Raw genomic sequence first — 25,105 nt, 5'->3', positions numbered from 1 at the left:
CGGTGATTGTTTTTCCTGTTTTCCGGTTATAATACATTATTGATATGTGCCGACAATTCTGTCAACGGGTGCCGGCATGAAAGTGTCCGTCAGTCCAGTCCATACTGCTTTATTCTGCGGTATAGCGTCCTATCCGATATACCAAGCTCGGCGGCAGCCTTCTTTCTGTTTCCCCCGTTGCGCTCAAGAGCCTTTTCAAGCATCTGCTTACCCAGGTCTTCAAGGTTAAGACTTTCAGGTTCGGATATCTCCTCTGCCACGGCATCGAGCACGTTCGGCGCCTGTCTCTGTACTGTCATCTCCTGCCTGCGGTTTATTATCGACGGCAGTGGCGGTTCGTTGGCAGTACCCCTGCCGGTGACGGTGCTTCCTATCTGCTTTCTCAAGTCGTTCATCTCGCGTCTCAGGTCGCTGACGTTTCCGCGCAATTCATATAATATTTTGTACAGCAGTTCGCGTTCGCTCTCATACGAGTGACTGCCTCCGGTGTTTACGGTGGTGAGCTGTGTGCTCTCGATATCCTGCGGAATAAACTGTCGCAGCGTGTCCGCGTCTATTTCGCGTTCGCTGCTCAGTATTGACATCTGCTCCGTTATGTTCTTCAGCTGGCGCACGTTCCCGGGCCATTTGTATCTTAGCATCACCGCTTTCGACTCTTCCGTCAGCGTGATTTTGGGCAACCGGTATTTCTCAGCCATCTGCATGGCAAACAGACGGAACAGCAGTATGATGTCGTTACCCCTGTCTCTCAGCGGCGGTATCTGTATTGGAATGGTGTTCAGACGGTAGTACAGATCCTCGCGAAAGCGTCCTTCGCTTATGGCTTTCTGCATGTTCACGTTTGTTGCAGCCACTATACGCACGTTGGTCTTCATTATTTTCTGTCCGCCAACGCGTATATATTCTCCCGTTTCGAGCACTCTGAGCAGTCGTGCCTGCGTTGCAAGGGGCAGTTCGCCCACCTCGTCGAGAAATATCGTGCCCTTGTTTGCCACTCCGAAGTATCCCTCGCTCTCGCCTATGGCACCCGTAAACGAACCTTTCTCATGTCCGAACAGTTCGCTGTCAATGGTTCCCTCGGGTATGGAGCCGCAGTTTATGGCAAAATACTTCTCGCGTTTGCGCGGCGAGTTGTCATGAATTATCCGCGGTACGCTTTCCTTTCCCACACCGCTTTCGCCTACTATGAGCACAGACAAGTCCGTGGGTGCCACCTGCAAGGCGACATCCAGCGCACGGTTCAGCTCGTCGTTGTTGCCCACGATGCCGTACCGCTGCTTTATTTTTTGCAGTTCGGATGTATTCATTTTATTCGTGACAAAATTACACAAATAATTCGATATATATGCACTTTTGGCTTCTTTTATTTCCGCATGCGGTCTTTCGCATTCCAAAAGGTGCCCTTTCGCACTCTAAAAGGCGGTCTTTCAGACTCTAAAAGGACACCTTTTGGAATGTAAAAGGTATTATCTTGATTATCAATAAGTTACAAAACGCGTCTTTAACTGCTGTGAAATGCGCTTTTTTATAGCCCCGACATTATATATACAACAAACCGGAAGACGGCTGTCGGCATATCGTTTTTATGCCATACAGTCGCCTTCCGGAAGCTTAAAGTATCGTCTTGAATTACAGATGTTTGCCTATGTCTGTCATGGCAGCGGATTTATTCCATCTTCAAGTCCGTATCTTACGTTGCCGCTTATTATGTTTATGTTTCCGGCCTGTGCACCTTTGATGTTCAGGTAGAGTGCATGTCCCGGCGCGTAGAAGTTCACCTGATCGAACAATATGTTCCGTCCGTCGTCGATGTTCATCGTGTTGTCCGTTGCATGAATGTCCATGTTGCGCATTGTCAGACCGTCGATGTCGTCCATTGCCTTGAATATCCGGTTTGTCCTTACGGTGCCATCTTCAATCAGAACGTTGCTGCACGGTATTTCGGGAATGCCGTGTACGGATATCAGACGGTCGGCTGACTCGACGATGAAGTTGCGTATTGTGATGTTCTTCACCACCGGTGTAAGCTCTGTTATGTCCAATGGTGGATTGCGTCGTGCCAGCTCTCCCATGTACATGGGTGTGCCGAGAAGGTCCCAAGTGAATGCCTCGCGCACATCGACCAGCCTTACATTCTCATAAAGAACATCCGATATGCCGCCTCCGCGGTTGCGCCTTGTCTTGAAACGGAAGCCCACGCGCGTGCCGTAGAACACACAACTGTGCAGATAAACGTTCTTTATCATGCCTGCAGTCTCGCTTCCGCATGTTATTCCCCCGTGCCCGTCTTTAGACAGACAGTAGCGTATCAGCACGTTTTCCGTAGGTCTGTTCACGCGCAAACCGTCCTCACAACGCCCCGCTTTCAGTGTGAAACAGTCGTCGCCGCAGTTCAACGTGCAGTATTCTATCAGCACATTGCGGCACGACGATATGTCTATGCCGTCGCCGCTCGGCACCTTTGTGGAGTTCACCGTTATGCCTCGTATTATCACGTTGTCGCAGTATATGGGGTTAACGTTCCATAGTACGCTCTTCTCGAACGTCACTCCCTGCACCAAAACGTTCTTGCAGTTTATCGGAGCGAACGACTTGGGGCGGTAGAACGTGCGCCCGTCGAGCCCGTCGCACAGACGTTCGGCAACCGGAGTGTTCACGGATATGTCCTTCTCCACCACGCTGTTGCCGTTGCGCAGACGGCGCATGGCGGCATCCATTGGCGGACCTGATATCACGCCTTCGCCCGTCAGGGCAATGTTCTTGGCACCATTGGCATATATAAATGCACCGGCTCCCAACACCTCCACACCCTCGTGGCGTGTGAATACGGCAGGCTGATAGTCGTCTATGGAGCCTGAGAACTCGAGCACGGCACCTTTCTCCACGTGTAGACAAACGTTGCTCTTCAGCGTGATGCGTCCCGAACGCCATGTGCCCTGCGGTATTACGACGGTACCTCCGCCTTTTTTCGACAGGCTGCTTATCCTCTCGTTTATCGAAGGGGTTATCAGTCCCTTTGCCGACAAGTCTTCCTTCGTTATCACAATCCTGCGGTCTTTGAATACCGGAGCCTTAAGTCCTTTCATCTTGAAAGGTGCTTCCGTAACCGCACTTATCTCCGCCGGCATGGCTCCGGCTCCCACTTTATCCCTCGTTATTATGTCGTCTGCACTGAAAGCGTGCATCTGCGCAGCCGTCAGAAGCACCGCTGCAATGTGAAACAGTCTGATGTGTTTTATCATAAATAAGCGTTTTTATATTGATGACGTGCATGCGATATGTTTGTAACTATCCGCATCCGTGATGACGGACGGTATCATGTGCACTGTTCAAAAAATGCCTCCTCGTCCGCGTAAAACTAAATAAAAGTCGTATCTTTGCCGAAGATAAGCTTCGCCTCAGCAATTTCAAGCAAGCTTGATTGCGTTCGGCTTGCATTATCTTTGCATAAGATAAGCTTCGCCTCGGCAATTTCAAGCAAGCTTGATTGCGTTCGGCTTGCATTATCTTTGCAACATATACACAACTAAAGCATCTTTAACAATATGTTTACCGCAAACGAATTACTTGAAAAGATAAACGGCTATATCGACAGTATGCCGTATACGCGCAAGCCGCAGAGCCTTTATGCCCCTGTGAAATACGTGCTGTCCATGGGCGGAAAGAGAATACGCCCCACGCTGATGCTACTTGCATACAACATGTATAAGGACAATCCCGAGGCGATACTGCCTGTGGCGTGCGGACTGGAGACGTATCATAACTATACGCTTCTGCACGACGACCTCATGGACAATGCCTCTGTGAGGCGCGGACATCAGACCGTGCACGAGAAGTGGAACGCCAACACGGCGATACTGTCGGGCGACTCCATGCTCGTGATGGCTTACCGCTATATCGCACAATGCGATGTGGCAAAGCTGAAACCCGTGCTCGACCTCTTCACCGTGACGGCGCTTGAGATAGGAGAGGGGCAGCAGTATGACATGGACTTCGAGACACGCGGCGATGTGAGCGAGGACGAATATATAGAGATGATACGCCTTAAGACAAGCGTGCTGCTGGCATGCGCGTTGAAGACAGGCGCCATTCTCGGTGGTGCTCCCGATGCCGATGCCGACAATCTGTACAGGTTTGGCGAGATGATAGGTCTTGCTTTCCAGTTGCAAGACGACTATCTCGATGTCTATGGAGACCCCGCGGTGTTCGGAAAAGCTATCGGCGGCGACATTCTTTGCAACAAAAAGACATTCATGTTGATAAATGCCTTTGCTCGTGCCGACGAGCCTACGCGTGCCGAACTGGAGCGGTGGATAAACGGAAGCGGGCACAATCCGCAGGAGAAGATTGCCGCCGTGACAGCCATATACAACCGTCTGGGCATAGATTGTCTTGCTGAGGCTAAGATAAAGATGTATTTTGACGAGAGCCGCAGATATCTTTCCGCACTCGGCGTTGCGGAAGACCGCCGCCGGGAGCTTGTGGCATATACGGACAGAATGATGAAACGCGAGTACTGACATGACGTTTACAGACACGCATATACATCTTGACGGCACGGAGTTCGACGCCGATCGCGACGAGGTTGTTGCCCGTGCGCGTGAGGCAGGGGTAGGGCGGATGTTCGTACCTGCCATAGATCTTGCCTCCGTGGATACTGTTCTTGCCACGTGCCGCCGCTATCCGGGATATGCCTATCCCATGATAGGGCTTCATCCTGAGGAGGTCAAGGAGGGCTGGCAGGGTGTGTTGGCGGAGATGAAACAGATGCTCCAACGGTCTGTGATGCAGCCTGACGCATGCGACACCGGCAGTCGTTTTATAGCCGTTGGCGAGGTGGGGATAGACTATTACTGGAGTCGCGAGTACGAAAAGGAACAACTCGAGGTGTTCGAGGAACAGGTGAGGTGGTCCGTGGAGTACGGTCTGCCGTTGATGATACACTGCCGCAAGGGGCAGAACGAAATGGTAAAGATATTGCGGCGATATGAAAAGGAACTGCCGGGCGGCGTGTTCCATTGTTTTACAGGCAATGAGAAAGAGGCAGCCGAACTGCTTTCTTTCGACAGATTTGTGCTTGGTGTGGGCGGTGTCCTTACGTTTAAGAAGTCGCATCTGCCTGAGGTTATCCCCTCAATACCTGCAGACCGCATTGTCATAGAGACCGATGCACCGTATATGGCTCCTGTTCCCATGCGTGGAAAACGCAACGAGAGCGCATACGCAAGATATGTTCTTGAGCGCATGGCGGAGTGCTACGGAATGCCGTGCGATGAGCTAGCGGCTATTACAGAGGCAACGGTGGACAGGGTGTTCTTTAAATGAAGAATGATGAATGAAGAATGAAGAATTTGCTGCCGCTATGATTAACCAATAAGCCATATAAGACTTATGAGACCTATAGGTCCTATATGACCTAAAATAATATCATTACTGCGCCGGCAAAATCTTAATTCTTACTTCTTAATTCTTAACTATTAGTTATCCTAATTCTTCATTCATCATTCTTTATTCTTCATTTCCCGAACTTGTTAAGCAAGTTTGTCACCTCCTCTACCTCTTCTTTCGTGAGCACCTGATTGCACGGAATGCTCAGTTCCTCACGGTGTATCCGTTCGGTTACGGGCAAACTGAGATGTTCAAGCTGCCTGTAACACTCCTGTTTGTGCGGCGGTATGGGGTAGTGGATGACGGTCTGCACGCCGTGTTCCGACAAATACTTTTGCAGCCTGTCGCGCTCTTTGCACATCACGGGGAATATATGGAACACGTTGTTCTCCATGTATTCCCGTCCCGGAACATTCAAAAGCGGGTTCTTCACATTGTCTATATAGTGCAGGGCTACACGCCGGCGCGCCTCGTTTTCTTCGTCGAGATAGCGCAGCTTTACATCAAGTACGGCGGCATGAAGCTCGTCCATGCGACTGTTCATGCCCTCGTATGGGAAGACATATTTCACCGACGAGCCGTAGTTTGCAAGCGTGCGGACCATTTCGGCAAGCTCTTCATCGTCGGTAGTTACAGCACCTGCATCGCCCAGCGCACCCAGATTTTTGCCGGGATAGAAGCTGTGGGCGGCGGCATCGCCGAGAGAACCGGTCCTTTTTAATGAAGAATTAGGATGGGGAAATGAAGAATGAAGAATGAAGAATGAAGAATTAGGATTTGTATTCGTGGTATTCTTTGTTTCTGTAGATGTGGGTATGGATGTAGATGATGTATTGTTGTCGTTCTTGTAAGATGCAACCGAAACATCAACATCTTTCTTTGCAAACCTTAATTCTTCATTCTTCATTCTACATTCTTCATTAAGGAATGTCGTTCCATGTGCCTGTGCATTGTCCTCGATCAGTTTCAGACTGTGCCGGCGGCATATATCTTTTATCTTTTCGGTGCAGGCACATTTGCCGTAAAGATGTACGATCATTATCGCCCGTGTACGGTCGGTAATGGCGCTTTCTATCAGTGTGTCGTCTATCTGGAACGTGTCCGGGCGCGGTTCTACGAGCACCGGGACAAGCCCGTTTGCCGTTATTGAGAGTATGGAGGCGATGTATGTGTTTGCCGGAACGATTACCTCGTCGCCCCGTTTCATCACCCCCAGTTCCATATATGCACGCAGTATCAGTGTGAGAGCGTCAAGTCCGTTGCCGCAACCTATGCAGTGTTTCGTACCGATATACCGTGCATAGTGCTCCTCGAAAAGGCGGTTTGCCTCCCCGTGCAGGTACCATCCGCTGTCAACAACGTTGCTTACGGCATGGTGTATCTCGTCCGCATGCAGTTCAGTGATTTTCTTTAAGTCAAGATATTTTATCATCGTTCAATCAATTCTTAGCGTTAATGGGTGCTTTAAGCACATATTTTTCGTCCTGCCAGATGACCCGATATGGCGAAATGGCATTGAGACACCGCTCTACGTATTGGTCTTTTTCGCCTGTGCCCTGCCGTTCCGTCAGCAGATAAGGCAGTCTTCCTGTATGTCTGTACAGTCTGTCTGTCTGGTTGGAATTATGCTTCATGGTTTATATCTCGAATGAAAGTTTCAGCGAACTGCGGCATCCGATACTTTCCTTGAAGCTGCACAGCCCGTAGTTAGGCGTGCTGTCTTCGGTCGAAGGACCGATGTCGAGTATATCGATACCTTGCTTGCGGTAGTACTCGAAGATGCGGTATGCGAGCAGGTTCATCGGGCGCAATGACGAAAAATCGCGCAAGTCGCCCCAGTATATGACTTGATATATCTTGTCGGTAACATGAAAGACCTGTGCCGCAGCCATGTCTTCATCGCCGTGTCTCAATATGAAGAAGTCGGCAGGTATCACATGTGTCGTGCCGATAACGTCTTCGCATGTCATCCTTAGCGGATATCCGTGCTCCTCCCTGTTCTTCTTTATAATGCCGTATGCCCTTCTTATATCGTCCTCGTTGCTGCTGTCTGCAATGATAAAGGCGGTGTCCTGATCCATGGCCTGTCGTAGTTTGTTTCTTGCATTACGCCCGATAACAGCAGGATAACCGGCAAAATCGGATATAAGAAAATGATAGTTTATATCCATTTTGCATAACCGTGCCTCGCGGTAAAGAGCATTCGCCACGCATGGCAGGTGCCTGTCGTCATAAAAAAAAGGCGGCAGGGTAATCCGGATGCGCATGTTCCGCTCCCTTACATATTCTTTCAGGGCTTTTATAGCATCGTCTATGAACTCTATGCTTTGCGCCTTGTTGTATGTGAAACCGCCGAATGGGGCGGAGAAAGGAGACGCAAGTGTGCCGCCGTTGTCTTCGCCTAAGATAAGCCCGAAGCGCACTTTGGGATTTCTGAATGTAAGGTAATGCAGCCGTTCGGTCTTTCTCTTGTTAAGCTCGGAGAAAGAAACACTGTTGTAAACGTGCGGATAACAGGCGAACAAAGCACCGTATTCTTCTGCCGATGTCTCAATGATCTGCATTTTTCTTGTATCTTATAAATTCGTCATAGTCGCGTATATAATCTTCTTCCTCAAACAGTTCGGATGCCATGACCATGCAGACCGCCCCCGAAGAGAAGTCGTCGAGCGTGCGCCAGATGCCCGTATCGACCAGCAAACCCTGATAGGGATGATTGAGAAGAAACGTCTCTTTCTCTGTGCCGTTGTCCAAAGTGACGGTGAAACTGCCGCTTACGGCGGTGATAAACTCAAGGCATTTCTTGTGCGCATGCCCTCCGCGGCATTCGCCTCCGGGCACGTCGTATACCCAATACACGCGTTTAATACCGAACGGTATGTTCTTGTTCTCCTCGGCAACGGTGAGGTTGCCGCGCCTGTCTATAATCTTCGGAAGGTCTATAATCTTGCTGCTCATATCTTATATAACGCGCTTTATCAAGTGAGAGTATATTTTGCCGACTAAATATTTCTTTGTTATGAACGACGCAAATACCGTCAGCGGCAGTGCCACAAAGAACAGCAGTATAGCACTTACATCTGCGGTGGTGCTCCGCAGGATGTTTCCTGTAAGTCTTAACACTGCCATGTGGATCATGTAAAATTCAAAACTTATGCTTCCGAGCCACATCATTGTCTTTGATTGAAGTATCTTCGTGACGATACCACCTTACCTGTCGGTAATGACAAAAATGTATATGAATGCTGGAATGATGAACCAGAACAGTGCGGAACATCTTATGTTGGCGGGCATATATTGATATGCGATGTATGTAAGGTACATCATTATAACGGCTGAAAGTTCCGTAAAGCCTGCCGTTAACGGACTTTTACCATTAATACAGACAGATATTTTGTCCGTAATATCAGATGTGAAGACTCTGTAAAGCAGTATTCCGACAGCAAAATCTATAATCCTTGTCATCGGAGAAGCATATAAAATGGCATTTATCTTGTTCTCAGGAACGGAAAAAGACAGTGCAATCCACATCAGAAAAACGATGATTGCCATTGTCGCGACATGATTTATGCTGTCTTTCATAATCTTTCTATAAAGCAAAGGGAACATCAGATAGAAGAACATCATGTCCGAAAGAAACCATGACGAGCCGTTTGCGACGAAGTAAAACTTATCGTCCGGAAACCAGCTTTGCAGCAAAAGTATGTTGGGAAGCAGCAGGTATGGTTCGGTATACATTCCAATACGCATATCCATAAGTAACATCACAATCATCATTATGATATGTAGTGGATAGAACTTCAGCAGCTGTTTTATAAGAAAAGGTCTGCGACGGAACATTCCGGTCTCGACTTTCGCTCCGAATCCTACCGACAAAACGAAACCACTTAGAATGAAAAAGAATGCCACTCCGCATTCTCCGCCAAAGTCAAAACTTGTATCTGTCCATGTTATATGCGACATGAAGACAAGCAGGACGAATATAAACCGCAGCGATTGTAAATCCTTTATCATGTGAGTATTTATGTAGTTTCATTTCCAACATGCCATACTTACAATCCGAAAGCTATCGTTTCCGATTGCTAAAGCTATCCTTTTTGATGTCTGAAGCTTAGCTTTATGACTCGAAAAGGATAGCTTTATGAAGTTTTAATGCCACCTTTTAAAACTGTAAGAAAATGGTTTTAAAAAGTGATAGATTGTAAGTGTTTGCCCGTTAAACGTTTTTTCAGCTCTTTTTCATGTACGGGTCGGTTCCCAAGATGGTGCCTGCCAGTCGCTTAGCCTTGTCGCGCAGCGCATCGATGTCGGCATCCACGTCACCGTAACACAACACAACGCCCATGCGTCTGCCCACATGTGCCTCCGGCTTGCCGAAGATACGGATGCGTGTGCGGTCTTCTTTCAGAGCCTCGACCATGTTGTATTCCAACGGATTGTCCGACTCTTCGGGCGACAGTATCACTGCACTCGTGCCCGCATGTTCGAGATGTATGCCGGCAATGGGCAATCCCATTACGGCACGGAAGTGTAGTTCGAACTCACTTAGGTTCGTGGTATGACCGAGCGTTACCATTCCCGTGTCGTGCGGACGCGGTGAAAGTTCGCTGAATATCACCTCTCCCTGCTTTGTAAGGAAGAACTCCACGCCCCATATACCGGCTCCCGTCAGTGCGTGGGTCACCTCGTCCGCCATGTGCTGCGCCTGCTTAAGAGCCTCTTCGCCGATGGCATAAGGCTGCCAACTCTCGCGATAGTCACCGCCTTTCTGTATGTGTCCGATGGGCGGACAGAACAGTGTCGGTCCCTCTTTCTGCGTCACCGTGAGCAGCGTAAACTCCGATTCGAAGTCTATAAACTCCTCTATGATAACCTCTTTCACGTCACCGCGACTGCCTTCCATTGCCTCCTTGAAAGCCTGTTCCAGCTCATCGTCGTTGTGAACGTAGCTCTGACCGTGACCCGAAGACGACATCAGAGGCTTGACAACGCACGGAAAACCTATCTCATCGGCGGCTTTCTTGAACTCTTCGAATGTCTTGGCATAGAAATATTTGGCTGTGCGCAGACCCAGTTCCTTCGATGCCAGGTCGCGTATGGCACGCCTGTTCATCGTGTAGTTCACTGCCCTTGCGCTCGGAACGACCTGTATTCCCGCCTTCTCGAAGTCGAAAAGACGCTCTGTTCTGATTGCCTCTATCTCCGGGACGATGATGTCCGGACGGTGTTTCTCAACCACAGCGGCAAGCGCATCACCGTCGAGCATGCTGAAAATCTCGCGCTCGTCGGCAACCTGCATTGCCGGAGCGTTGTCGTAACGGTCGCATGCGATGACATACTGTCCGGCACGTTTCGCCGCGATTACAAACTCCTTGCCCAGTTCTCCCGAGCCTAATAAAAGTATTTTCTTCATTATATTCAAATCTTTTGCTTTATCATTTGCCATTCGGGTGTGACCGCTATCCTGCGTATACACCTGTCTATCGCTGCCATCATGTCCTCTGCGCTCATGCCGCGGCTGTGCGCTATCTCGTCGAGAGACATGCGGTCGGCACCGAAGAGTCCGTAATAGTGTATCACGGCTTCCTCGTCTTCCGGTTCGAGAAGGTGCAGTAGGTGCTCCATGCCATGCTCTGTGTCATGGCTGATATCCTCCGGTGTGTATGCCATACGCACCAGAAAAGAGTGCAGTTCGCTTGAAATACGGTCTGTCATCTGCCCTTGTACATGCTGTCGTAATACTTCTCGTAGTCGCCGCTTGTGATGTTGTCCAGCCATTCCTGGTTCTCCAAATACCACTTAACGGTCTTTTCTATGCCCTCTTCAAACTGCAAACTCGGTTCCCAACCCAGTTCACGTTGCAGCTTCGACGAGTCTATTGCATAGCGCAGGTCGTGTCCGGCGCGGTCCGTAACGTATGTTATCAGGTCCATGTCCTCACCCTCTTTGCGTCCCAGAAGACGGTCTACGGTATTGATTACAACCTTTATTATGTCTATGTTCTTCCACTCGTTAAAGCCTCCGATGTTATAAGTATCGGCTGTTTTGCCGTTGTGGAAGATCACGTCTATCGCCCTTGCGTGGTCTTCGACGTACAGCCAGTCGCGCACGTTCTCGCCCTTTCCGTATACGGGCAGCGGCTTGCGGTGGCGTATGTTGTTTATGAAAAGCGGTATAAGTTTCTCCGGAAACTGGTACGGACCGTAGTTGTTTGAGCAGTTTGTCACGATGACGGGCATGCCGTAAGTGTCGTGGAACGCACGCACGAAGTGGTCGCTCGACGCCTTTGATGCCGAGTATGGCGAGTGCGGATTATACTTTGTCGTCTCCAAGAAGAACTTCTCGCCGTATGCAAGGTGGTGTTCTGCCGACGATGCCGTTGTGGTGAACGGCGGTTCTATGCCGTCGGGATGTGTCAGTTCGAGTGCGCCGTACACCTCGTCTGTCGATATATGATAGAAGCGCTTGCCGTCGTATTTCTCAGGAAGGCTCTCCCAATATGTCTTTGCAGCCTGCAACAGGGTGAGCGTTCCCATGACGTTGGTGCGTGCAAACGTGAACGGATCCTTTATGCTGCGGTCCACATGACTTTCCGCCGCGAGGTGTATTATACCGTCCACGTTGTGCTTTTTCATAAGCTCCATGATTGTATCATAGTCGCAGATGTCCGCCTTTACGAAGATATAGTTGGCTTTCGTCTCTATATCCTTCAGGTTCGCAAGGTTGCCGGCATAAGTAAGCTTGTCGAGGTTGATGATGTTATACTCGGGATACTTGTTCACGAAGAGGCGTACAACGTGACTTCCTATAAAGCCGGCGCCGCCGGTGATGATGATATTCTTCATATTGCCTATATATTAATTATTAGCTTTTTATTCTTGATTACCTTAATGTGATAACTTCGCAATCGGTGAATTTATTGCCTTCTACTGTCAGTCTTACAAGTGTTCTGTCCTTGTGCCACCCCTGAAGTCCGGCCGCTCCCGGGTTTATGTGCAGCAGGTTCAGTGTCTTGTCGTACTTTATTTTAAGTATGTGAGAGTGCCCGCTGATGAACAGCTGCGGCGGACAGGCATATATCTGTCCGCGTATGCTTGCGTCGTAGTTGCCCGGATAGCCGCCGATATGTTTCATCAGCACGTCCGCGTCCTCACATTTCCAACGCAGTTTTTCGGGATACATCAGTCGCAGGTCGCCGCCGTCACAGTTGCCGCATACGGCTCTGAACGTTCTGAATGCCGCCAGTCTCTCCGCCACCTCCGTCGAGCCGATGTCTCCGGCATGCCATATCTCGTCGCACGGTTCGAAGTATCTGAGATACTTATCGTCCCAATATGAGTGTGTGTCGCTGATTATTCCTATCTTCTTCATGCTGTTGTTATTGTTGTCGGCATTTGTTTGCCGGTCATGACGGCTGCCTTTGCCGGGGCGTTATGCCTGTTGCAGGCTTGTGCTTATTGTCCGTTGCGAAACTGTTTTCTTATAAGTTCCGCTATGAACTCTGCCGTTCCTTCAGGACCCAGCAGACTTGAATTTATGCAAAGATCGTAAGACTCGCCGTGTCCCCACCGCTTTCCGGTGTAATAATTATAATATGAAGAGCGGCTGTTCTCCCCGTCCGTAATTATCTTGCGTGCCGTGGCGCGGTCGCAGTCCATACGCTTGCATACGGCATTTATGCGCTGTCCGATGTCTGCCGTTATGAAAATGTTGAATACATTCTTGCGGTTGCGCAGTACATAGTCGGCACACCGTCCCACAAACACGCACGAACCTTTCTCGGCAGCCTTTATTATGGCATCGCTCTGAAACTGGAACAGGCTTTCCTGCGAGAACTTGTTGCTGTAGAAACTGTTGTCGGACACATACGGAGTGTGCAGATGAAACAACGATCTGAAGAACCCTTTCTTCTCGTCGTTCTGCTCGAAGAACTTCTCGCAGAAGCCGCTTTCCTTTGCGGCAAGGTTCAGTATCTCCTTGTCGTACATGCCGCATCCGAACTCTTCAGCCAGTATTCCGGCTATTACCCTGCCTCCACTGCCTATCTGCCGTCCCACGGTTATGATAATGTTCTCACTCTTGCTCATGCTTCATTGTTTTATGTTGTAGGGAGAATTTCTTCATATAGATTACCAGCATCACGCCTGCCAATACCGCCGATGCCGCATCGCTTATCGGCATGGACATCCATACGCCGTCTGTTTTGAATATCGGCGACAGTATGGCAAGCAACGGCAGCAGTATAAGCATTTGTCTCGACAGAGACAGGAATATGCTTATCTTTGCCTTTCCGATGCTTTGGAAAAAGTTTGTTATTACCATCTGGAACCCCACGATGGGAAATGCCGCCAGCGTTATGCGCAGTCCTTTCACCGATATGTCTATCAGTTCCCTGTCTGTTGTGAAAAGCCTTGCGCAGGGATATGGCGCGAACTGCGAAAGAAGAAATCCCGATGTCGTTATCACTGTGGCGGATATCATGGAGTATTTCACCACCTTCATCATCCTGTCAAACTGCAAGGCACCGTAGTTATAGCCGGCTATGGGCTGCATGCCCTGGTTTATTCCCATTACGATCATCACGAAGATAAACGCCACCTTGTTCACTATTCCGTATGCACCGACAGCCATGTCACCCCCGTAGTGTGAAAGTCCGTTGTTGATGAATATCACAACCAGACATGCACATACGTTCATTGCAAACGGCGATATGCCTATGCCGATGATGTTCCTCACTATGTTGCCGCGCAACCTGTACGTCCCTTTCTGGAAGTGCAGCATCTCGTTCTTGTTTCTGAACAGCTTTATCTGCCATGTCAGTGCAACGATCTGCGACAGTATGGTGGCGTATGCCGCACCCCTTATGCCCATGTCGAGCACCCATATGAACAGCGGGTCGAGAATGGTGTTCAGCACCACCGTGAAAATCGTAGCATACATCGCCGCCTTAGGTTTGCTTGCGGCACGCAGCACGGCGTTCAATCCGAAGTAGTGATGAGTGAATATGTTGCCCGCCAATATTATCACCATATAGTCGCGTGCATATGGCAGTGTCTGTTCGCTTGCACCGAAGAAGAACAGTATGGGGTCGAGCAACAAGAGCGTGACAATGCCGAATGTCAGTCCTATTATTGTGTTCAATACCACCGTGTTGCCGAGAATGTTCTCCGCGGTCTTATAGTCTTTCTGTCCCAGTTTTACCGATATGCAGGTGGACGCGCCTACGCCTATGGCGGCGCCGAACGCCGCCGACAGGTTCATAAGCGGGAATGTTATAGCCAGTCCTGATATGGCAAGAGCGCCGACACCCTGTCCTATGAAGATGCTGTCCACCATATTATATAGCGACGATGCTGTCATGGCTATTATGGCGGGCACGGCATATTGCATCAGCAGTTTGCCCACGGGACGCGTCCCCAGTTCGAGTGTAGACTGTCTGTTTTCCATTGTTTGTCCGTTATTTGCCTTGCAAAATTAGTAATTTTATCCGACTTCCTGTTTGCGGAGATGCGAAAACATTGTGATTTTTTGGCAATTACGTGATTTAGGTGTACTTTTGCAATCTGTAAAAGACCACTGTCAAATGAAAAATAACATCGTTCTGTTTATTGTTCTGTTATTTGGAATACCCCTATTGCATGCTAACGGCGATGATGCGCCCGAGCTTATAAGTTATCCCGGAGGTCGTTGTTACATGTATCGCCTTACGCTTTGCGACAAGCAAGGTACCCCTTTCTCCCTCGAACGTCCGGAGGAGTTTCTCTCGCAAAAGTCTTTGGAGCGCCGCCGCAGGCAGCATCTGCCCGTCGACTCCACCGATCTGCCCCTGTCTCCGGCATACCTTGACATGATTTCCTCTGCCGGTGTCGACATCGTAGGGAGCAGCAAGTGGAACAACACGGTGCTTGTGCGCAGCCGCAGGCACGACCTTCTGCGCAGTCTGTCATCTCTTCCGTGTGTGCGCGATATAAAGAAGGTGTGGACATCCCCGGACTCCATAAAGCCTTCCAACAGTCGTGCCAAGTGGCATAAGGAGTTCACGCGGTGGGACACTGTTGCCCAGACGCCTTACGGAGTGACTGAAGAACAGCTTGCAATGCTCGGCGGCATACGCATGCATGCGGCAGGGTTCACGGGGCGCGGCATTACGATAGCCGTCATGGACGGGGGCTTTATGAATGCCGACCGCATACCGGCGTTGTGCGGAATAAATATCGAAGGGCATGCCGACTTTGTTGTTCCGCCGTCGCAAAACATATTCAAGGAGATAGACCACGGCACGCGTGTGCTGTCCGCAATGGCTGTAAACGTTCCCGATTTCTTTATCGGAGCTGCGCCCGATGCTTCATATTGGCTGCTGCGATGTGAGGACGACCGCACCGAGAGTCTTGCCGAAGAAGACTACTGGACGGCGGCAGCCGAGTTCGCGGACAGCGTGGGTGTGGACATCATAAACAGCTCGTTGGGCTTTCACAGCTTTGACGATGCTTCTACAAACTACAGGTATATACATCAGGACGGGCATACGGCAATGATTTCAAGAACAGCCTCCATGCTTGCCCGCAAGGGCATAGTGCTGGTGAACAGTGCAGGAAACGACGGCATGGGAGCATGGAAACGCATAAACTTTCCTGCCGATGCTACAGACATAATAACGGTGGGCGCGGTGACGCCGGGGCGTAAGAACGCCGCTTTCAGCAGTGTGGGACCCACCGCCGACGGGCGTGTGAAACCCGATGTGATGGCAACGGGCAGTCCGGCGGCTGTCGTCACGGGGCGCGGAACGATAAGCAAGGATGTGGGAACGTCGTTCTCCACGCCTCTCGTATGCGGCATGATGGCATGTCTGTGGCAGGCTCTGCGCGACAAGACGGCACTCGAGATAATAGACCTTGTGCGCCGAAGCGGCAACAACTGTTCCACACCCGACAATATTTACGGCTATGGCATTCCCGACTTCTGGAAAGCCTACACCTCGGGAAAACAAAATAAAAGCAGACCGCAATGACACATCGCATTTCCTTAAAAGAGCTGAACATGCTTGTCCGCGACACCATATCGCTGGCGATGCCCGACGACTATTGGGTGGAGGCAGAGCTTTCAGAGATACGCGAAGTGCGCGGACACTGCTATATGGAGCTTATACAGAAAGATCCGCACACCAACACTCCCGTGGCAAGAGCGTCCGCCAACTGCTGGGCTTCGACATGGATGCTTGTGCGTTCGTGCTTCGAACGCGCCACCGGACAGCGTCTGTCACCGGGCATGAAGGTGCTTATGCAGGTGCACGCACGGTTTCATGAGAACTATGGCTTTTCGTGGATTGTCACTGATATAGACCCGACGTACACTCTCGGAGACATGGCGCGCAAGCGTAGGGAGATAGTCCGTGTGCTTAAGGAAGAGGGTGTTTTCGACCTAAACAAGGAACTTGTGCTGTCGTCCTTTGCGCAGCGCATAGCCGTGGTGTCGAGCGCTTCTGCCGCAGGATACGGCGACTTCTGCCACCAGTTGCAGACCAACGAATACGGATATGTATTTTATCCCGTGCTATTCAGTGCCGTCATGCAGGGCGAGGGCATAGAGCAGAGCATCATTGCGGCGCTCGATGGCATTAATGCCGCTGCCGACAACTTCGACTGCGTGGTCATTATAAGAGGCGGAGGCGCCACGAGCGACCTGTCCGGATTTGACACCCTTGCCCTTGCAGAGAACGTTGCAAATTTTCCGTTACCCGTAATCACGGGAATAGGACACGAGCGCGACGAGTCGGTGTTGGATATGGTTGCACACACAAGCGTAAAGACTCCCACGGCGGCGGCAGCCTTGCTCATAGACAATCTGCGGCGCACCGAAACGGCGGTCGACAATGCCATGGAGCGCATGGTGAGGGTTGCCGTCACACGACTTAAGGAAGAGAAGATGCGGCTTGACCGCATTTCGGATAATGTCCCCGTGCTTTTCTCGCTTGTCAAGGCACGGCGCAATGCCTCTCTCGATGTGCTCAGAGAGCGGTTGCGTGCCGGATATATGCGCCGTATGGACACGGCACGTACCCGTTGTGACTTTATGGAGCAGCGCCTGCGCTCGTGTGCGGTGCAGCTGATGAAAGACAATACGGCGCGTCTTGACACCCTGTCGCGTCGCGTGGAGGCAGCCGACCCGGTGAACATACTGCGTCGCGGATACAGTATAACGCTCGTAAACGGGCGAGCCGTGCGCAGTGCGGCATGTCTGAAAGAGGGCGACGAGGTGGAGACGCGATTGGAGCAGGGGGCTTTCACGGCTGTTGTGAGGGACGTTGAGGGAGAAAATGTATAAGGAGATAAAAGGAGATAGGAGGAGATATGTGGCTGACGCCACGGGAGATAGAGGACAAATGTTTTGGAATATGGCAACAAAGCATACGTCTTTTATCTCCCCTTATCTTCCCATATCTCCCCTTATCTTCTTCTAAATACAATATCTAAAAAAGAAAAATGTGATGAATAAGGAAATGAAATACGAAGAGGCTGTGCGCCGGCTGGAGGAAATAGTGGACAAAATGGAGGGTGGCGACATGGATATAGACACTCTCGGAGAGCAGTTGAAGACTGCCAAGACGCTGATAAAGATGTGCAAGGACAAGCTGACAAAAGCCGACGAGGAAGTCAGGAAAATACTTGAAGAAAAGTAACTCATAAACAACGGTTTTCCAAAACGCCGTCTTTCAGCCTCTAAAAGGTGCCCTTTCGCAGTGTAAAAGGTGCCCTTTTGGAGGCTGAAAGACGGCGTTTTAGAATGTAAAAGGTATGTTTCTGGTTCCCAGAGGGTTACAAAACGCATGGTTCAAGATAAGGAACAGGGTTTTTATAAGCCTTTTTTCACCGTAAGAACCCTTTATTATGACACGTTCTCATATAGCATGCAAATCTATCGCATATGAGATAGAAACGTAACGCATATGAGATACAAATCTATTGCATATGAGATACAAATCTATTGCATATGAGATAGAAACGTAACGCATATGAGATAGAAATCTATTGCATATGAGATATAAAGTCAAAATATAATATCTGTTGTTGGTAGGGACATATGCTTGTATTTGTCCGCACGCCTCATCGAGGCGTTCTTTATGTTATCTGCAAAAATAAAAGAAGGCAAAACAACAAAGTGTTTATGCTTAATGCTTAGACTTATGAGGTAAACGCCTCTTCGATGCGTGCGGACATTTACAAGAAAATGTCCCTACCGATGGGAGGATATCTTTTTATATCTTCTTTACCTTCTTGCCCTCACTCTTCCGACAAGACATAGCTGTTTATGGCGAGTACTGTCAGCACAACCAATGTTATGCCGAGCGTGACGGGGCTTATCTGCTGCACTTCGGTGGTGCTGATGTCTGCCGTCACGTCATAGAAACAAGCCGTGAGATATTCCCAACCGCGGAATATGACAAACACGGCGATGCCTGCCATGGCGCATAAAAGTGTCCAGATGCGGTTTGTGCGGCTTGCCCGTCCGGGCAGCCTGTGCATCACACGGCGTGAAAACCCGTTGTCTTCTATCTCTTTGATGTTCTCTTCAAAGAATTTTTTTACCAGTATGTCGTCTCTGTTATCTGTCATATCCGTTTTCTTTTAAGAATGTTGCAAGTTTCTGCTTGCCGCGCGACAGATGCGATTTTACCGTTCCTGCCGGCATGCCCGTTATCGCCGTAATATCGTCTATGGACATCCCGTCCACGAGTTGCAGCGTTATGCACGTGCGTTCATCGGTCTTCAGTCTTCCCAAGGCGCTGTAAATGTCCATCTGAAGAGCGGCCGAGGCACTGCCGCCTGTCGTCGCCTGGGGTAGCGTCATGCCGTCTATGTCGTCCGTTTTGCGGTGCGAGCGCGTGTAGTCGTAGAACACGTTGTAGGCTATGCGGTGCAGCCATGTGGAGAAACTCGACATGCTTTTGAACGACCCCAGGCGTGTATATGCCTTTATGAAGGTATCCTGCGCAAGGTCATCGCTGAGCGATGCGTCGCCCAAGGTGAGGTTCATGAACATCCTGCGCACGGCAGACTGGTGCTTCTTCACGAGCTTGTCGAACGCCCGTTTGTCATGAAACACCAGTACGCGTGTCACTAATGATATGTCGCTGACTCTTTCCACCGGCGGTTTCTTATCGCTCCACTTCGTCTTCTTTGATATCGGATTTTCCGTGCAAGGTGTGTCTTGCGTTTCCGTCGTTGCCTGTTTTGTCCTTCACGGTTTTGGCTATCACCGCCTGTCCCACGCCGTAGAACAGCACGATACATCCTATGCCCGTAAGCGGTTCGGCGCCGATTATTCCGAAGAGGCATATCAGTCCCAGACCAATGCTTATGTTCTTTATGCCCTTTTTCCACATCGCTTCGTTGGTATATTCCTCCGGTAGCATGAGTTCTTCGGGTATGTCATATCCCTTTTCCATGGCTCTTTCTATCATTTCGTACTTCTTGTAGCGACGCTTTGCAAGTATATGTATCACTATTCCGACAAGGATGAACGGCGAACAGACGATGAGCAGACACAGGAGAATCAGGAAAATGGCGACGATTGTGCCGGCGATGCCTATGCCGGGAAGATATCCCATGAGGCTGAACGGGTCTTGCACGCTTTCGAACGGGTCTTTGAATACTTGTGCCTGATTGCCGCTTGTGCGGTCGGCATCATCCTGTTCCGTATTGACGGAAGCGGAAGTCGTGTCCGAGAAGGCGACGGCGGCAGTGGTATCTGCTGCGGTGGCGTGTGCTATTATCTGCGGATTGTGGCGGTGGCGTTGTGCGTCGGCCACTGTTGCGGTGGTCAGTGCTGTCATTAAAGACAGCGTTAGAAACAACTTTCTCATAATTTTATTGGTCTTTTGTTTTCTTTTTGTTTGACGTGTAAAAGTGCTGTTTGGTTGCAAAGTAATAAAAAAAGTAATGATAAATCGCGTAAAGGGGCGGATTATTTGTAACTTTGTGTGCTGTAAAACATGATTTTCATGACACTTCCCGATGATTTTATAAAATATACGCGGCAGCTTATGGGCGACAGGATGTGGCAGACTCTGGAAGCGGGGCTTGCCGGCGAGCCGCCCGTGAGCGTGCGCCTCAATCCTTTTAAATGCAATCCCGACGTGGCGGACATAGCCTGCGGCGACGGCATGGTGCCCTGGTGTGCCAACGGGCGTTATCTTAAGCGCAGACCCAACTTTACGTTCGACCCGCTCATGCACGCCGGTGTCTATTATGTCCAGGATGCCTCTTCGATGTTTCTCGAGCGTGTCTTGCGGCGCTATGTTGCAGACAAGCCCGTCCGTGTGCTCGACCTTTGCGCCGCTCCGGGCGGCAAGTCGACGCTTGCAAGAAGTGTTCTGCCCGAGGGCAGTCTGCTGTTCTGCAACGAACCGGTGCACGGACGCGCGATGGTTTTGGCGGAGAATGTGCAGAAACTGGGGCATGAGGATGTGGTGGTGACCAACAGTTATCCTGCCGACTACGGCAAATCGGGGCTGGTGTTTGATGTCGTGATTGCCGATGTGCCGTGTTCGGGCGAGGGAATGTTCAGGAAAGACGAGGGCGCGCGCGAGGAATGGAGCCTTAACGGCGTAGAAAAGTGTCGCCGTTTGCAGCGTTCCATAGTGCAGGATGTGTGGAACTGTCTCCGCCCGGGCGGTCTGTTGATATATTCCACATGCACGTTCAATGTCGGCGAGAACGAGGAAAACGTGCGGTATGTCGCCGATGAGCTTGGAGCCGACGTGCTTCCGGTGGATACCGACGTGTCATGGGGCATCACGGGATCGCTGCTCGAAGGTTTCGATGCTCCCGTTTACCGCTTCTTACCCGGACTGACAAGAGGCGAAGGGCTTTTCATGGCGGTGCTCAGAAAGCACGGCGAAGACTGCGGCGTGAGCGAGAAAAAGGGCGGAAAGAAAGCCGACAAGACCCGTGCGGGAGCTAAGAAACATGCCGTGACGTTGAAAGACAACGGGTGGATAGACGGTTTCGAGGACTACAACGTGCGTTTGTGCGACGGATTTTACAGGGCTGTGCACCGGTGGTGGAGTGACATATACGATGTGGCGGATAAACGCCTGCGGGTGATACATGCCGGTATTACGGTGGGCGAGGTCAGGGGCAAGGATGTTGTTCCCGCCCAGTCGCTGCTCCTTTCGCGTGCTTTCCGCAAGGAGGCATTCCCATGTGTGGAGCTGGAACATACTGAGGCGGTGGCATTCTTGCGCCGTGAGGCGGTGCCTCTTCCGGGCAGTGTGCCGCGCGGACCGGTGGTGATGACATATCGGGGCTGTCCCATAGGATTTCAGAAGAACATAGGAAACCGTGCCAACAATCTCTATCCGGCAGAGTGGAAGATAAAAAGCACCTATGTTCCGGCGGACGACTGCGATATAATAGTGAGGGGTAAGGACGATGACTGTCTCGTCCGCTGACGTCATCAGTTATCAAGACAGACAATAAACAAACAACAACATACATAATGAAACAGTATTTAGACCTGCTCAGACGTATAAAGACGGAGGGCGTAAAGAAAGAAGACCGCACCGGAACGGGGACGATAAGCATCTTCGGACACCAGATGCGGTTTGACATGAGTGAGGGTTTCCCGTTGCTCACGACGAAGAAGCTGCACCTGAAGTCGATAATATATGAACTGCTGTGGTTTCTTAACGGTGACACAAACGTAAGGTATCTCCAGGAGCATGGCGTGAGAATATGGAATGAATGGGCAGACGAGAACGGCGATCTCGGTCCTGTCTACGGCAGCCAGTGGCGTTCGTGGCCCGACTATAGGGGAGGACACATAGACCAGATACAGAATATTCTGGACCAGTTGAGGAACAATCCGGACTCGCGCCGCATGGTTGTAAGCGCGTGGAACGTGGCGGATATAGACAGCATGAAGCTGCCTCCGTGTCACTGCCTGTTCCAGTTTTATGTGGCGGACGGCAGGTTGAGCCTTCAGCTTTACCAGCGCAGCGCGGACACATTCCTTGGTGTGCCGTTCAACATTGCCTCGTATGCGTTGCTGTTGATGATGGTTGCGCAGGTTACGGGACTGGAACCGGGAGAGTTTATACATACCACAGGCGACACGCATCTTTATCTTAATCATCTCGAACAGGTGGATTTGCAGCTGTCGCGCACGCCGCGCCCGTTGCCGAAAATGGTTATCAATCCCAACGTAAAGGACCTTTTCGGCTTCAAATACGAGGACTTCCGTCTTGAAGGGTACGACCCACTGCCGCATATAAAGGCTGAGGTCAGTGTGTAGCGTGTCATCGTAAGCGGAAATAACGGAACGGCGGTTGCCGATGTGTTGTGTGTAAACGGAATATTATAAAGATAAAACAAGTATTTATGAGAATAAATATCATTGTGGCGGTGGCGAAAAACCGTGCGATAGGAAAGGACAACAAACTTATTTACTGGTTGCCCGATGACCTCAAACGTTTCAAGGCTCTGACTACAGGGCATACTATCATAATGGGACGAAAAACGTTTGAGTCGTTGCCGAAAGGCGCCTTGCCCAACAGACGCAATGTTGTGTTGAGTCGCAACACGTCGCTGTCGTTCGATGGATGCGAATGCTTTAAGTCGCTCGATGAGGCGCTTGCAGGTTGTGGCAGTGAAGAGGACATATATATAATAGGTGGCGCAAGCGTGTACGAACAGGCTATGGGAGTGGCGGACAGGTTGTGTCTTACGGAGATTGACGATACTCCCGAGGGTGCCGATGCGTTTTTTCCTCCGTATGACGGTTGGCATGTCGTGGCAAAGGAAGAACATGTTAAAGATGAAAGGCACGCATTCGACTTTGCCTTTACGGATTATGTGAGATGACGTAAAGGTGTAGACGGCTTGCCGGTATTTGAAATATAAAGGCGCAACACCTTGCCGTGATTATTCGGAAACAGTCCGGTTGGAATTCCGGAAGTGCCGATAATGACGGCAGGGCGTTGCGCCTTAGCATTGTCAGAGGTTATGCCTTATTCTTCTTCATCCGCCGTGTTGTCCGTCGTTACGTCGGCTATCGGCAGCTGACGGCTGAATGCCGAGTGGAACGATATAATGCTTTCGCTCCTTGCAAGACCAAGGGGCTGGAGCTTGTTGTGGATGATGTTGAGCAGATGATGATTGTTCAGAGCGTATATTTTGATGAACATGTCATAGTCGCCGGTGGTGTAGTGACATTCAACAACTTCCGGTATCTGCTGCAAAACGGCAAGCGCATTGTCGAAATCTTCGGGATTCTTGAGGTTCAGACCTATGTAGGCGCATGTTTCATAGCCTATTTTTTCAGGGTCTATGATGAACTGCGAACCTTTGAGAACACCTTGATTGCTGAGTTTCTGGATACGTTGGTGTATGGCTGCGCCGCTTACATTGCAAGCACGTGCCACTTCGAGAAACGGGATACGGGCATCTTCGGCAATGAGCCGGAGAATTTTCTTGTCCAATGAATCTAAGTTTTGATGTGCCATTTCAGTATTAATTTTGTATGCAAAGGTATATAAAAATATCAAATATGCAATGATTTGAAATCTAAAAAATGCTTTTTGATTATAGTTCCGAACTAAAACGGCACAGTGATAAGTAAAATAACAGAAGTAGGGAGGTGTGTTGAAATAAATTCGGAGATTTTCTATTTCTGTCCGGTTCCTTTGTTTATGTTTCGTGATGTGGCGGAATAGCTTACGTGCAAGACACCTGCCTTGCGCAGTGCCTGCTTCACCTTGATTATTGTTTCCATGCTTGTCTGCCTGTCGGCTTTTATCGCCACTGTTATGTTTTCTCTTTCTTCGGGTGTCAGCGGTCGGCATATTTCGGACAGGTAGTCGGTCACTTCGTCCGCATTTACATACTTGTCGTCTATCTGTATGTGTGTGTCTGTGCCGGAAAAGCGTTGCAGGTGATCCGCAGGAGGACCTATATATATATGTATAAGACCCGGACTTTTCTTTGTCTTGGTAAGCTCCGTTCCTTCGGGAACGCGATATTTCACCTTCAATGTGACTTCGCGCATGTGTGTAACGAGAATAAAGAAGAAGAGAACGGTGAATATCAGATCGGGCAACGAAGTCATGTTGAGCGATGGTATTTGGCGTTTCGGGCGGCGGAAGTATGTCATTCTGCGCCTCCTTTCTGTTCCTCATGACTGTTTACGGCAGTGCTTTCGGGGTAGTTTTCGGCTATTCTTTGGGGATATTCGGCAGTCGCCTGCTCTTTTTCGGATGGCGTACAGCGGTTGTATGGATGTCCGAATGTGCGCAGAGAGTATGTGTTACGCAGCGTGTTATATGCCGCGACGATTTCGTTCTGCATGTTGAAATAGGAGTCGTAGTCGGCGTTCTTGTCCACGCTTATCGATATGATATGTTTGCGGCGTTCGGTTTTCCTGTCGACGAATGTCATTATTTCTTTCCTTAGACTTCCGCCGTCCACAGGCTTCCCGTCCGCTAATATTTCTCCCGATGCCGTTAATGTAAGTTGAAGGACATTGCGTTTGTCCATGTCGGTGATGACTTCTTCCTTCTCATCATTATGCGGAGGAAGTTTTCGAAGAAGTCCTTTGTCCGTATCCATGGAGGTCATCACAAGAAAGAAAACAAGCAACATGAAAGATATGTCGCCCGTTGCCGTAGTGTTGAGGAACGGAACTCTGCGCCTGTCGTGCCTTCTTCTTATCATAGTTTTCT

Annotated in this window: 28 protein-coding genes; 9 read left to right on the top strand and 19 right to left on the bottom strand. The window is 50.0% G+C overall.

Features of this window, described 5'->3' with window-relative positions:
- Nucleotides 1-89 precede the first annotated feature (89 nt).
- Both HPS54_RS05635 and HPS54_RS05630 read right to left on the bottom strand, forming a co-directional pair.
- Nucleotides 90-1,307, bottom strand: coding sequence for a sigma-54 interaction domain-containing protein (locus tag HPS54_RS05635; RefSeq protein WP_172344487.1), 1,218 nt, complete (start codon nt 1,305-1,307; stop codon nt 90-92).
- Nucleotides 1,308-1,652: 345 nt separating this feature from the next.
- Nucleotides 1,653-3,242: a glycoside hydrolase family 28 protein gene (locus HPS54_RS05630; RefSeq protein WP_253951944.1), complete on the bottom strand. Its 1,590-nt coding sequence runs from the start codon at nt 3,240-3,242 to the stop codon at nt 1,653-1,655.
- 303 nt (nt 3,243-3,545) lie between these two features.
- Here HPS54_RS05630 and HPS54_RS05625 point away from each other — a divergent pair, with 303 nt between their 5' ends.
- Both HPS54_RS05625 and HPS54_RS05620 read left to right on the top strand, forming a co-directional pair.
- Nucleotides 3,546-4,520: a polyprenyl synthetase family protein gene (locus tag HPS54_RS05625; RefSeq protein WP_172344486.1), complete on the top strand. Its 975-nt coding sequence runs from the start codon at nt 3,546-3,548 to the stop codon at nt 4,518-4,520.
- Between the two features lies 1 nt (nt 4,521).
- The gene (locus tag HPS54_RS05620; protein ID WP_172344485.1) at nt 4,522-5,325 is read left to right on the top strand and encodes a TatD family hydrolase; all 804 of its coding nucleotides are present in this window, start codon (nt 4,522-4,524) and stop codon (nt 5,323-5,325) included.
- A gap of 190 nt (nt 5,326-5,515) precedes the next feature.
- Here HPS54_RS05620 and HPS54_RS05615 read toward each other — a convergent pair whose 3' ends face one another.
- From HPS54_RS05615 to HPS54_RS05600, 4 genes are read right to left on the bottom strand one after another with little or no spacing between them, the layout of a single operon-like run.
- Nucleotides 5,516-6,820, bottom strand: a complete 1,305-nt coding sequence (locus HPS54_RS05615; protein ID WP_172344484.1) for a DegT/DnrJ/EryC1/StrS family aminotransferase — start codon at nt 6,818-6,820, stop codon at nt 5,516-5,518.
- A 7-nt stretch (nt 6,821-6,827) separates the two neighbouring features.
- Nucleotides 6,828-7,022 (bottom strand): hypothetical protein, encoded by a 195-nt coding sequence (locus HPS54_RS05610; RefSeq protein WP_172344483.1) that lies wholly within the window; start codon nt 7,020-7,022, stop codon nt 6,828-6,830.
- A gap of 3 nt (nt 7,023-7,025) precedes the next feature.
- Nucleotides 7,026-7,952 carry a GNAT family N-acetyltransferase gene (locus tag HPS54_RS05605; RefSeq protein ID WP_172344482.1) on the bottom strand — a complete coding sequence of 309 codons (927 nt, stop codon included), beginning with the start codon at nt 7,950-7,952 and terminating at the stop codon, nt 7,026-7,028.
- Nucleotides 7,939-8,346, bottom strand: a complete 408-nt coding sequence (locus tag HPS54_RS05600; protein WP_172344481.1) for a sugar 3,4-ketoisomerase — start codon at nt 8,344-8,346, stop codon at nt 7,939-7,941. Before HPS54_RS05600 ends, HPS54_RS05605 begins: the two co-directional genes overlap by 14 nt.
- 61 nt (nt 8,347-8,407) lie before the next feature.
- On the opposite strand from HPS54_RS05600, the gene HPS54_RS12995 reads away from it, so the two are divergent.
- Nucleotides 8,408-8,530 (top strand): hypothetical protein, encoded by a 123-nt coding sequence (locus HPS54_RS12995; RefSeq protein WP_256378093.1) that lies wholly within the window; start codon nt 8,408-8,410, stop codon nt 8,528-8,530.
- Between the two features lie 68 nt (nt 8,531-8,598).
- Here HPS54_RS12995 and HPS54_RS05590 read toward each other — a convergent pair whose 3' ends face one another.
- The 7 genes from HPS54_RS05590 to HPS54_RS05560 all read right to left on the bottom strand — a co-directional run bounded on the left by HPS54_RS05590 (nt 8,599) and on the right by HPS54_RS05560 (nt 14,835).
- On the bottom strand, nt 8,599-9,402 hold the full coding sequence (locus HPS54_RS05590) for an acyltransferase family protein (RefSeq protein ID WP_172344479.1): 804 nt from the start codon (nt 9,400-9,402) through the stop codon (nt 8,599-8,601).
- 214 nt (nt 9,403-9,616) lie between these two features.
- Nucleotides 9,617-10,801 carry a formate-dependent phosphoribosylglycinamide formyltransferase gene (gene purT, locus HPS54_RS05585; protein ID WP_172344478.1) on the bottom strand — a complete coding sequence of 395 codons (1,185 nt, stop codon included), beginning with the start codon at nt 10,799-10,801 and terminating at the stop codon, nt 9,617-9,619.
- A gap of 5 nt (nt 10,802-10,806) precedes the next feature.
- Nucleotides 10,807-11,103, bottom strand: coding sequence for a hypothetical protein (locus HPS54_RS05580; RefSeq protein WP_172344477.1), 297 nt, complete (start codon nt 11,101-11,103; stop codon nt 10,807-10,809).
- Nucleotides 11,100-12,233: a dTDP-glucose 4,6-dehydratase gene (locus tag HPS54_RS05575; protein WP_172344476.1), complete on the bottom strand. Its 1,134-nt coding sequence runs from the start codon at nt 12,231-12,233 to the stop codon at nt 11,100-11,102. The genes HPS54_RS05580 and HPS54_RS05575 overlap by 4 nt, the downstream gene beginning before the upstream one ends.
- A 37-nt stretch (nt 12,234-12,270) precedes the next feature.
- A complete protein-coding gene (locus HPS54_RS05570) occupies nt 12,271-12,759 on the bottom strand; it encodes a metallophosphoesterase family protein (RefSeq protein ID WP_172344475.1) in 489 nt (162 codons plus the stop codon).
- An 83-nt stretch (nt 12,760-12,842) separates the two neighbouring features.
- The gene (locus HPS54_RS05565) at nt 12,843-13,475 is read right to left on the bottom strand and encodes a cytidylate kinase-like family protein (RefSeq protein ID WP_172344474.1); all 633 of its coding nucleotides are present in this window, start codon (nt 13,473-13,475) and stop codon (nt 12,843-12,845) included.
- Nucleotides 13,462-14,835: an MATE family efflux transporter gene (locus tag HPS54_RS05560; protein WP_172344473.1), complete on the bottom strand. Its 1,374-nt coding sequence runs from the start codon at nt 14,833-14,835 to the stop codon at nt 13,462-13,464. Before HPS54_RS05560 ends, HPS54_RS05565 begins: the two co-directional genes overlap by 14 nt.
- Nucleotides 14,836-14,971: 136 nt before the next feature.
- Between HPS54_RS05560 and HPS54_RS05555 the strand changes: the two genes are divergently transcribed.
- The 3 genes from HPS54_RS05555 to xseB all read left to right on the top strand — a co-directional run bounded on the left by HPS54_RS05555 (nt 14,972) and on the right by xseB (nt 18,064).
- The gene (locus tag HPS54_RS05555) at nt 14,972-16,396 is read left to right on the top strand and encodes a S8 family serine peptidase (RefSeq protein WP_172344472.1); all 1,425 of its coding nucleotides are present in this window, start codon (nt 14,972-14,974) and stop codon (nt 16,394-16,396) included.
- The gene (gene xseA / locus HPS54_RS05550; RefSeq protein ID WP_172344471.1) at nt 16,393-17,709 is read left to right on the top strand and encodes an exodeoxyribonuclease VII large subunit; all 1,317 of its coding nucleotides are present in this window, start codon (nt 16,393-16,395) and stop codon (nt 17,707-17,709) included. The genes HPS54_RS05555 and xseA overlap by 4 nt, the downstream gene beginning before the upstream one ends.
- A 163-nt stretch (nt 17,710-17,872) precedes the next feature.
- Nucleotides 17,873-18,064: an exodeoxyribonuclease VII small subunit gene (gene xseB / locus HPS54_RS05545; protein ID WP_253951943.1), complete on the top strand. Its 192-nt coding sequence runs from the start codon at nt 17,873-17,875 to the stop codon at nt 18,062-18,064.
- A 601-nt stretch (nt 18,065-18,665) separates the two neighbouring features.
- Here xseB and HPS54_RS05540 read toward each other — a convergent pair.
- The 3 genes from HPS54_RS05540 to HPS54_RS05530 are packed head-to-tail and all read right to left on the bottom strand — an operon-like array spanning nt 18,666 to nt 20,248.
- The gene (locus HPS54_RS05540) at nt 18,666-18,998 is read right to left on the bottom strand and encodes a DUF5056 domain-containing protein (RefSeq protein WP_172344470.1); all 333 of its coding nucleotides are present in this window, start codon (nt 18,996-18,998) and stop codon (nt 18,666-18,668) included.
- Entirely contained in the window at nt 18,988-19,530 is a 543-nt protein-coding gene (locus HPS54_RS05535; protein ID WP_172344469.1) for an RNA polymerase sigma factor, read from the bottom strand. The genes HPS54_RS05540 and HPS54_RS05535 overlap by 11 nt, the downstream gene beginning before the upstream one ends.
- A gap of 10 nt (nt 19,531-19,540) precedes the next feature.
- Entirely contained in the window at nt 19,541-20,248 is a 708-nt protein-coding gene (locus HPS54_RS05530; RefSeq protein WP_172344468.1) for a DUF6249 domain-containing protein, read from the bottom strand.
- A gap of 138 nt (nt 20,249-20,386) precedes the next feature.
- Here HPS54_RS05530 and HPS54_RS05525 point away from each other — a divergent pair, with 138 nt between their 5' ends.
- From HPS54_RS05525 to HPS54_RS05515, 3 genes are all read left to right on the top strand, one after another.
- Nucleotides 20,387-21,838: a methyltransferase RsmF C-terminal domain-like protein gene (locus HPS54_RS05525; protein ID WP_172344538.1), complete on the top strand. Its 1,452-nt coding sequence runs from the start codon at nt 20,387-20,389 to the stop codon at nt 21,836-21,838.
- Nucleotides 21,839-21,885: 47 nt separating this feature from the next.
- Nucleotides 21,886-22,680: a thymidylate synthase gene (locus tag HPS54_RS05520; RefSeq protein WP_172344467.1), complete on the top strand. Its 795-nt coding sequence runs from the start codon at nt 21,886-21,888 to the stop codon at nt 22,678-22,680.
- Between the two features lie 86 nt (nt 22,681-22,766).
- Nucleotides 22,767-23,249 (top strand): dihydrofolate reductase, encoded by a 483-nt coding sequence (locus HPS54_RS05515; RefSeq protein WP_172344466.1) that lies wholly within the window; start codon nt 22,767-22,769, stop codon nt 23,247-23,249.
- 146 nt (nt 23,250-23,395) lie between these two features.
- On the opposite strand, the gene HPS54_RS05510 is transcribed toward HPS54_RS05515, so the two are convergent.
- The 3 genes from HPS54_RS05510 to HPS54_RS05500 form a co-directional block, all read right to left on the bottom strand.
- A complete protein-coding gene (locus HPS54_RS05510) occupies nt 23,396-23,890 on the bottom strand; it encodes an Lrp/AsnC family transcriptional regulator (RefSeq protein WP_172344465.1) in 495 nt (164 codons plus the stop codon).
- A 161-nt stretch (nt 23,891-24,051) separates the two neighbouring features.
- Nucleotides 24,052-24,537 (bottom strand): ExbD/TolR family protein, encoded by a 486-nt coding sequence (locus tag HPS54_RS05505; RefSeq protein ID WP_172344464.1) that lies wholly within the window; start codon nt 24,535-24,537, stop codon nt 24,052-24,054.
- Nucleotides 24,534-25,097, bottom strand: coding sequence for an ExbD/TolR family protein (locus HPS54_RS05500; RefSeq protein ID WP_172344463.1), 564 nt, complete (start codon nt 25,095-25,097; stop codon nt 24,534-24,536). Before HPS54_RS05500 ends, HPS54_RS05505 begins: the two co-directional genes overlap by 4 nt.
- Nucleotides 25,098-25,105 lie beyond the last annotated feature (8 nt).

The organism is Xylanibacter caecicola, from assembly GCF_013166515.1.
Classification (GTDB): Bacteria; Bacteroidota; Bacteroidia; order Bacteroidales; family Bacteroidaceae; genus Prevotella; species Prevotella caecicola.
The sequence above is the reverse complement of the archived record's forward strand: the minus strand, read 5'-3'. Positions and strand labels throughout refer to the sequence as shown.

What these genes read in the sequence shown, in the direction of transcription:
- HPS54_RS12995 (WP_256378093.1), top strand. Translation starts at nt 8,408, where the DNA reads ATGAACGACGCAAATACCGTCAGCGGCAGTGCCACAAAGAACAGCAGT.
- HPS54_RS05500 (WP_172344463.1), bottom strand. Translation starts at nt 25,097, where the DNA reads ATGATAAGAAGAAGGCACGACAGGCGCAGAGTTCCGTTCCTCAACACT.
- HPS54_RS05515 (WP_172344466.1), top strand. Translation starts at nt 22,767, where the DNA reads ATGAGAATAAATATCATTGTGGCGGTGGCGAAAAACCGTGCGATAGGA.
- HPS54_RS05530 (WP_172344468.1), bottom strand. Translation starts at nt 20,248, where the DNA reads ATGAGAAAGTTGTTTCTAACGCTGTCTTTAATGACAGCACTGACCACC.
- HPS54_RS05520 (WP_172344467.1), top strand. Translation starts at nt 21,886, where the DNA reads ATGAAACAGTATTTAGACCTGCTCAGACGTATAAAGACGGAGGGCGTA.
- purT (WP_172344478.1), bottom strand. Translation starts at nt 10,801, where the DNA reads ATGAAGAAAATACTTTTATTAGGCTCGGGAGAACTGGGCAAGGAGTTT.
- HPS54_RS05580 (WP_172344477.1), bottom strand. Translation starts at nt 11,103, where the DNA reads ATGACAGACCGTATTTCAAGCGAACTGCACTCTTTTCTGGTGCGTATG.
- HPS54_RS05575 (WP_172344476.1), bottom strand. Translation starts at nt 12,233, where the DNA reads ATGAAGAATATCATCATCACCGGCGGCGCCGGCTTTATAGGAAGTCAC.
- HPS54_RS05570 (WP_172344475.1), bottom strand. Translation starts at nt 12,759, where the DNA reads ATGAAGAAGATAGGAATAATCAGCGACACACACTCATATTGGGACGAT.
- HPS54_RS05605 (WP_172344482.1), bottom strand. Translation starts at nt 7,952, where the DNA reads ATGCAGATCATTGAGACATCGGCAGAAGAATACGGTGCTTTGTTCGCC.
- HPS54_RS05615 (WP_172344484.1), bottom strand. Translation starts at nt 6,820, where the DNA reads ATGATAAAATATCTTGACTTAAAGAAAATCACTGAACTGCATGCGGAC.
- HPS54_RS05590 (WP_172344479.1), bottom strand. Translation starts at nt 9,402, where the DNA reads ATGATAAAGGATTTACAATCGCTGCGGTTTATATTCGTCCTGCTTGTC.
- HPS54_RS05620 (WP_172344485.1), top strand. Translation starts at nt 4,522, where the DNA reads ATGACGTTTACAGACACGCATATACATCTTGACGGCACGGAGTTCGAC.
- HPS54_RS05600 (WP_172344481.1), bottom strand. Translation starts at nt 8,346, where the DNA reads ATGAGCAGCAAGATTATAGACCTTCCGAAGATTATAGACAGGCGCGGC.
- HPS54_RS05505 (WP_172344464.1), bottom strand. Translation starts at nt 24,537, where the DNA reads ATGACATACTTCCGCCGCCCGAAACGCCAAATACCATCGCTCAACATG.
- HPS54_RS05565 (WP_172344474.1), bottom strand. Translation starts at nt 13,475, where the DNA reads ATGAGCAAGAGTGAGAACATTATCATAACCGTGGGACGGCAGATAGGC.
- HPS54_RS05635 (WP_172344487.1), bottom strand. Translation starts at nt 1,307, where the DNA reads ATGAATACATCCGAACTGCAAAAAATAAAGCAGCGGTACGGCATCGTG.
- HPS54_RS05560 (WP_172344473.1), bottom strand. Translation starts at nt 14,835, where the DNA reads ATGGAAAACAGACAGTCTACACTCGAACTGGGGACGCGTCCCGTGGGC.
- HPS54_RS05555 (WP_172344472.1), top strand. Translation starts at nt 14,972, where the DNA reads ATGAAAAATAACATCGTTCTGTTTATTGTTCTGTTATTTGGAATACCC.
- HPS54_RS05510 (WP_172344465.1), bottom strand. Translation starts at nt 23,890, where the DNA reads ATGGCACATCAAAACTTAGATTCATTGGACAAGAAAATTCTCCGGCTC.
- HPS54_RS05610 (WP_172344483.1), bottom strand. Translation starts at nt 7,022, where the DNA reads ATGAAGCATAATTCCAACCAGACAGACAGACTGTACAGACATACAGGA.
- HPS54_RS05630 (WP_253951944.1), bottom strand. Translation starts at nt 3,242, where the DNA reads ATGATAAAACACATCAGACTGTTTCACATTGCAGCGGTGCTTCTGACG.
- xseB (WP_253951943.1), top strand. Translation starts at nt 17,873, where the DNA reads ATGAATAAGGAAATGAAATACGAAGAGGCTGTGCGCCGGCTGGAGGAA.
- HPS54_RS05625 (WP_172344486.1), top strand. Translation starts at nt 3,546, where the DNA reads ATGTTTACCGCAAACGAATTACTTGAAAAGATAAACGGCTATATCGAC.
- HPS54_RS05525 (WP_172344538.1), top strand. Translation starts at nt 20,387, where the DNA reads ATGACACTTCCCGATGATTTTATAAAATATACGCGGCAGCTTATGGGC.
- HPS54_RS05540 (WP_172344470.1), bottom strand. Translation starts at nt 18,998, where the DNA reads ATGACAGATAACAGAGACGACATACTGGTAAAAAAATTCTTTGAAGAG.
- xseA (WP_172344471.1), top strand. Translation starts at nt 16,393, where the DNA reads ATGACACATCGCATTTCCTTAAAAGAGCTGAACATGCTTGTCCGCGAC.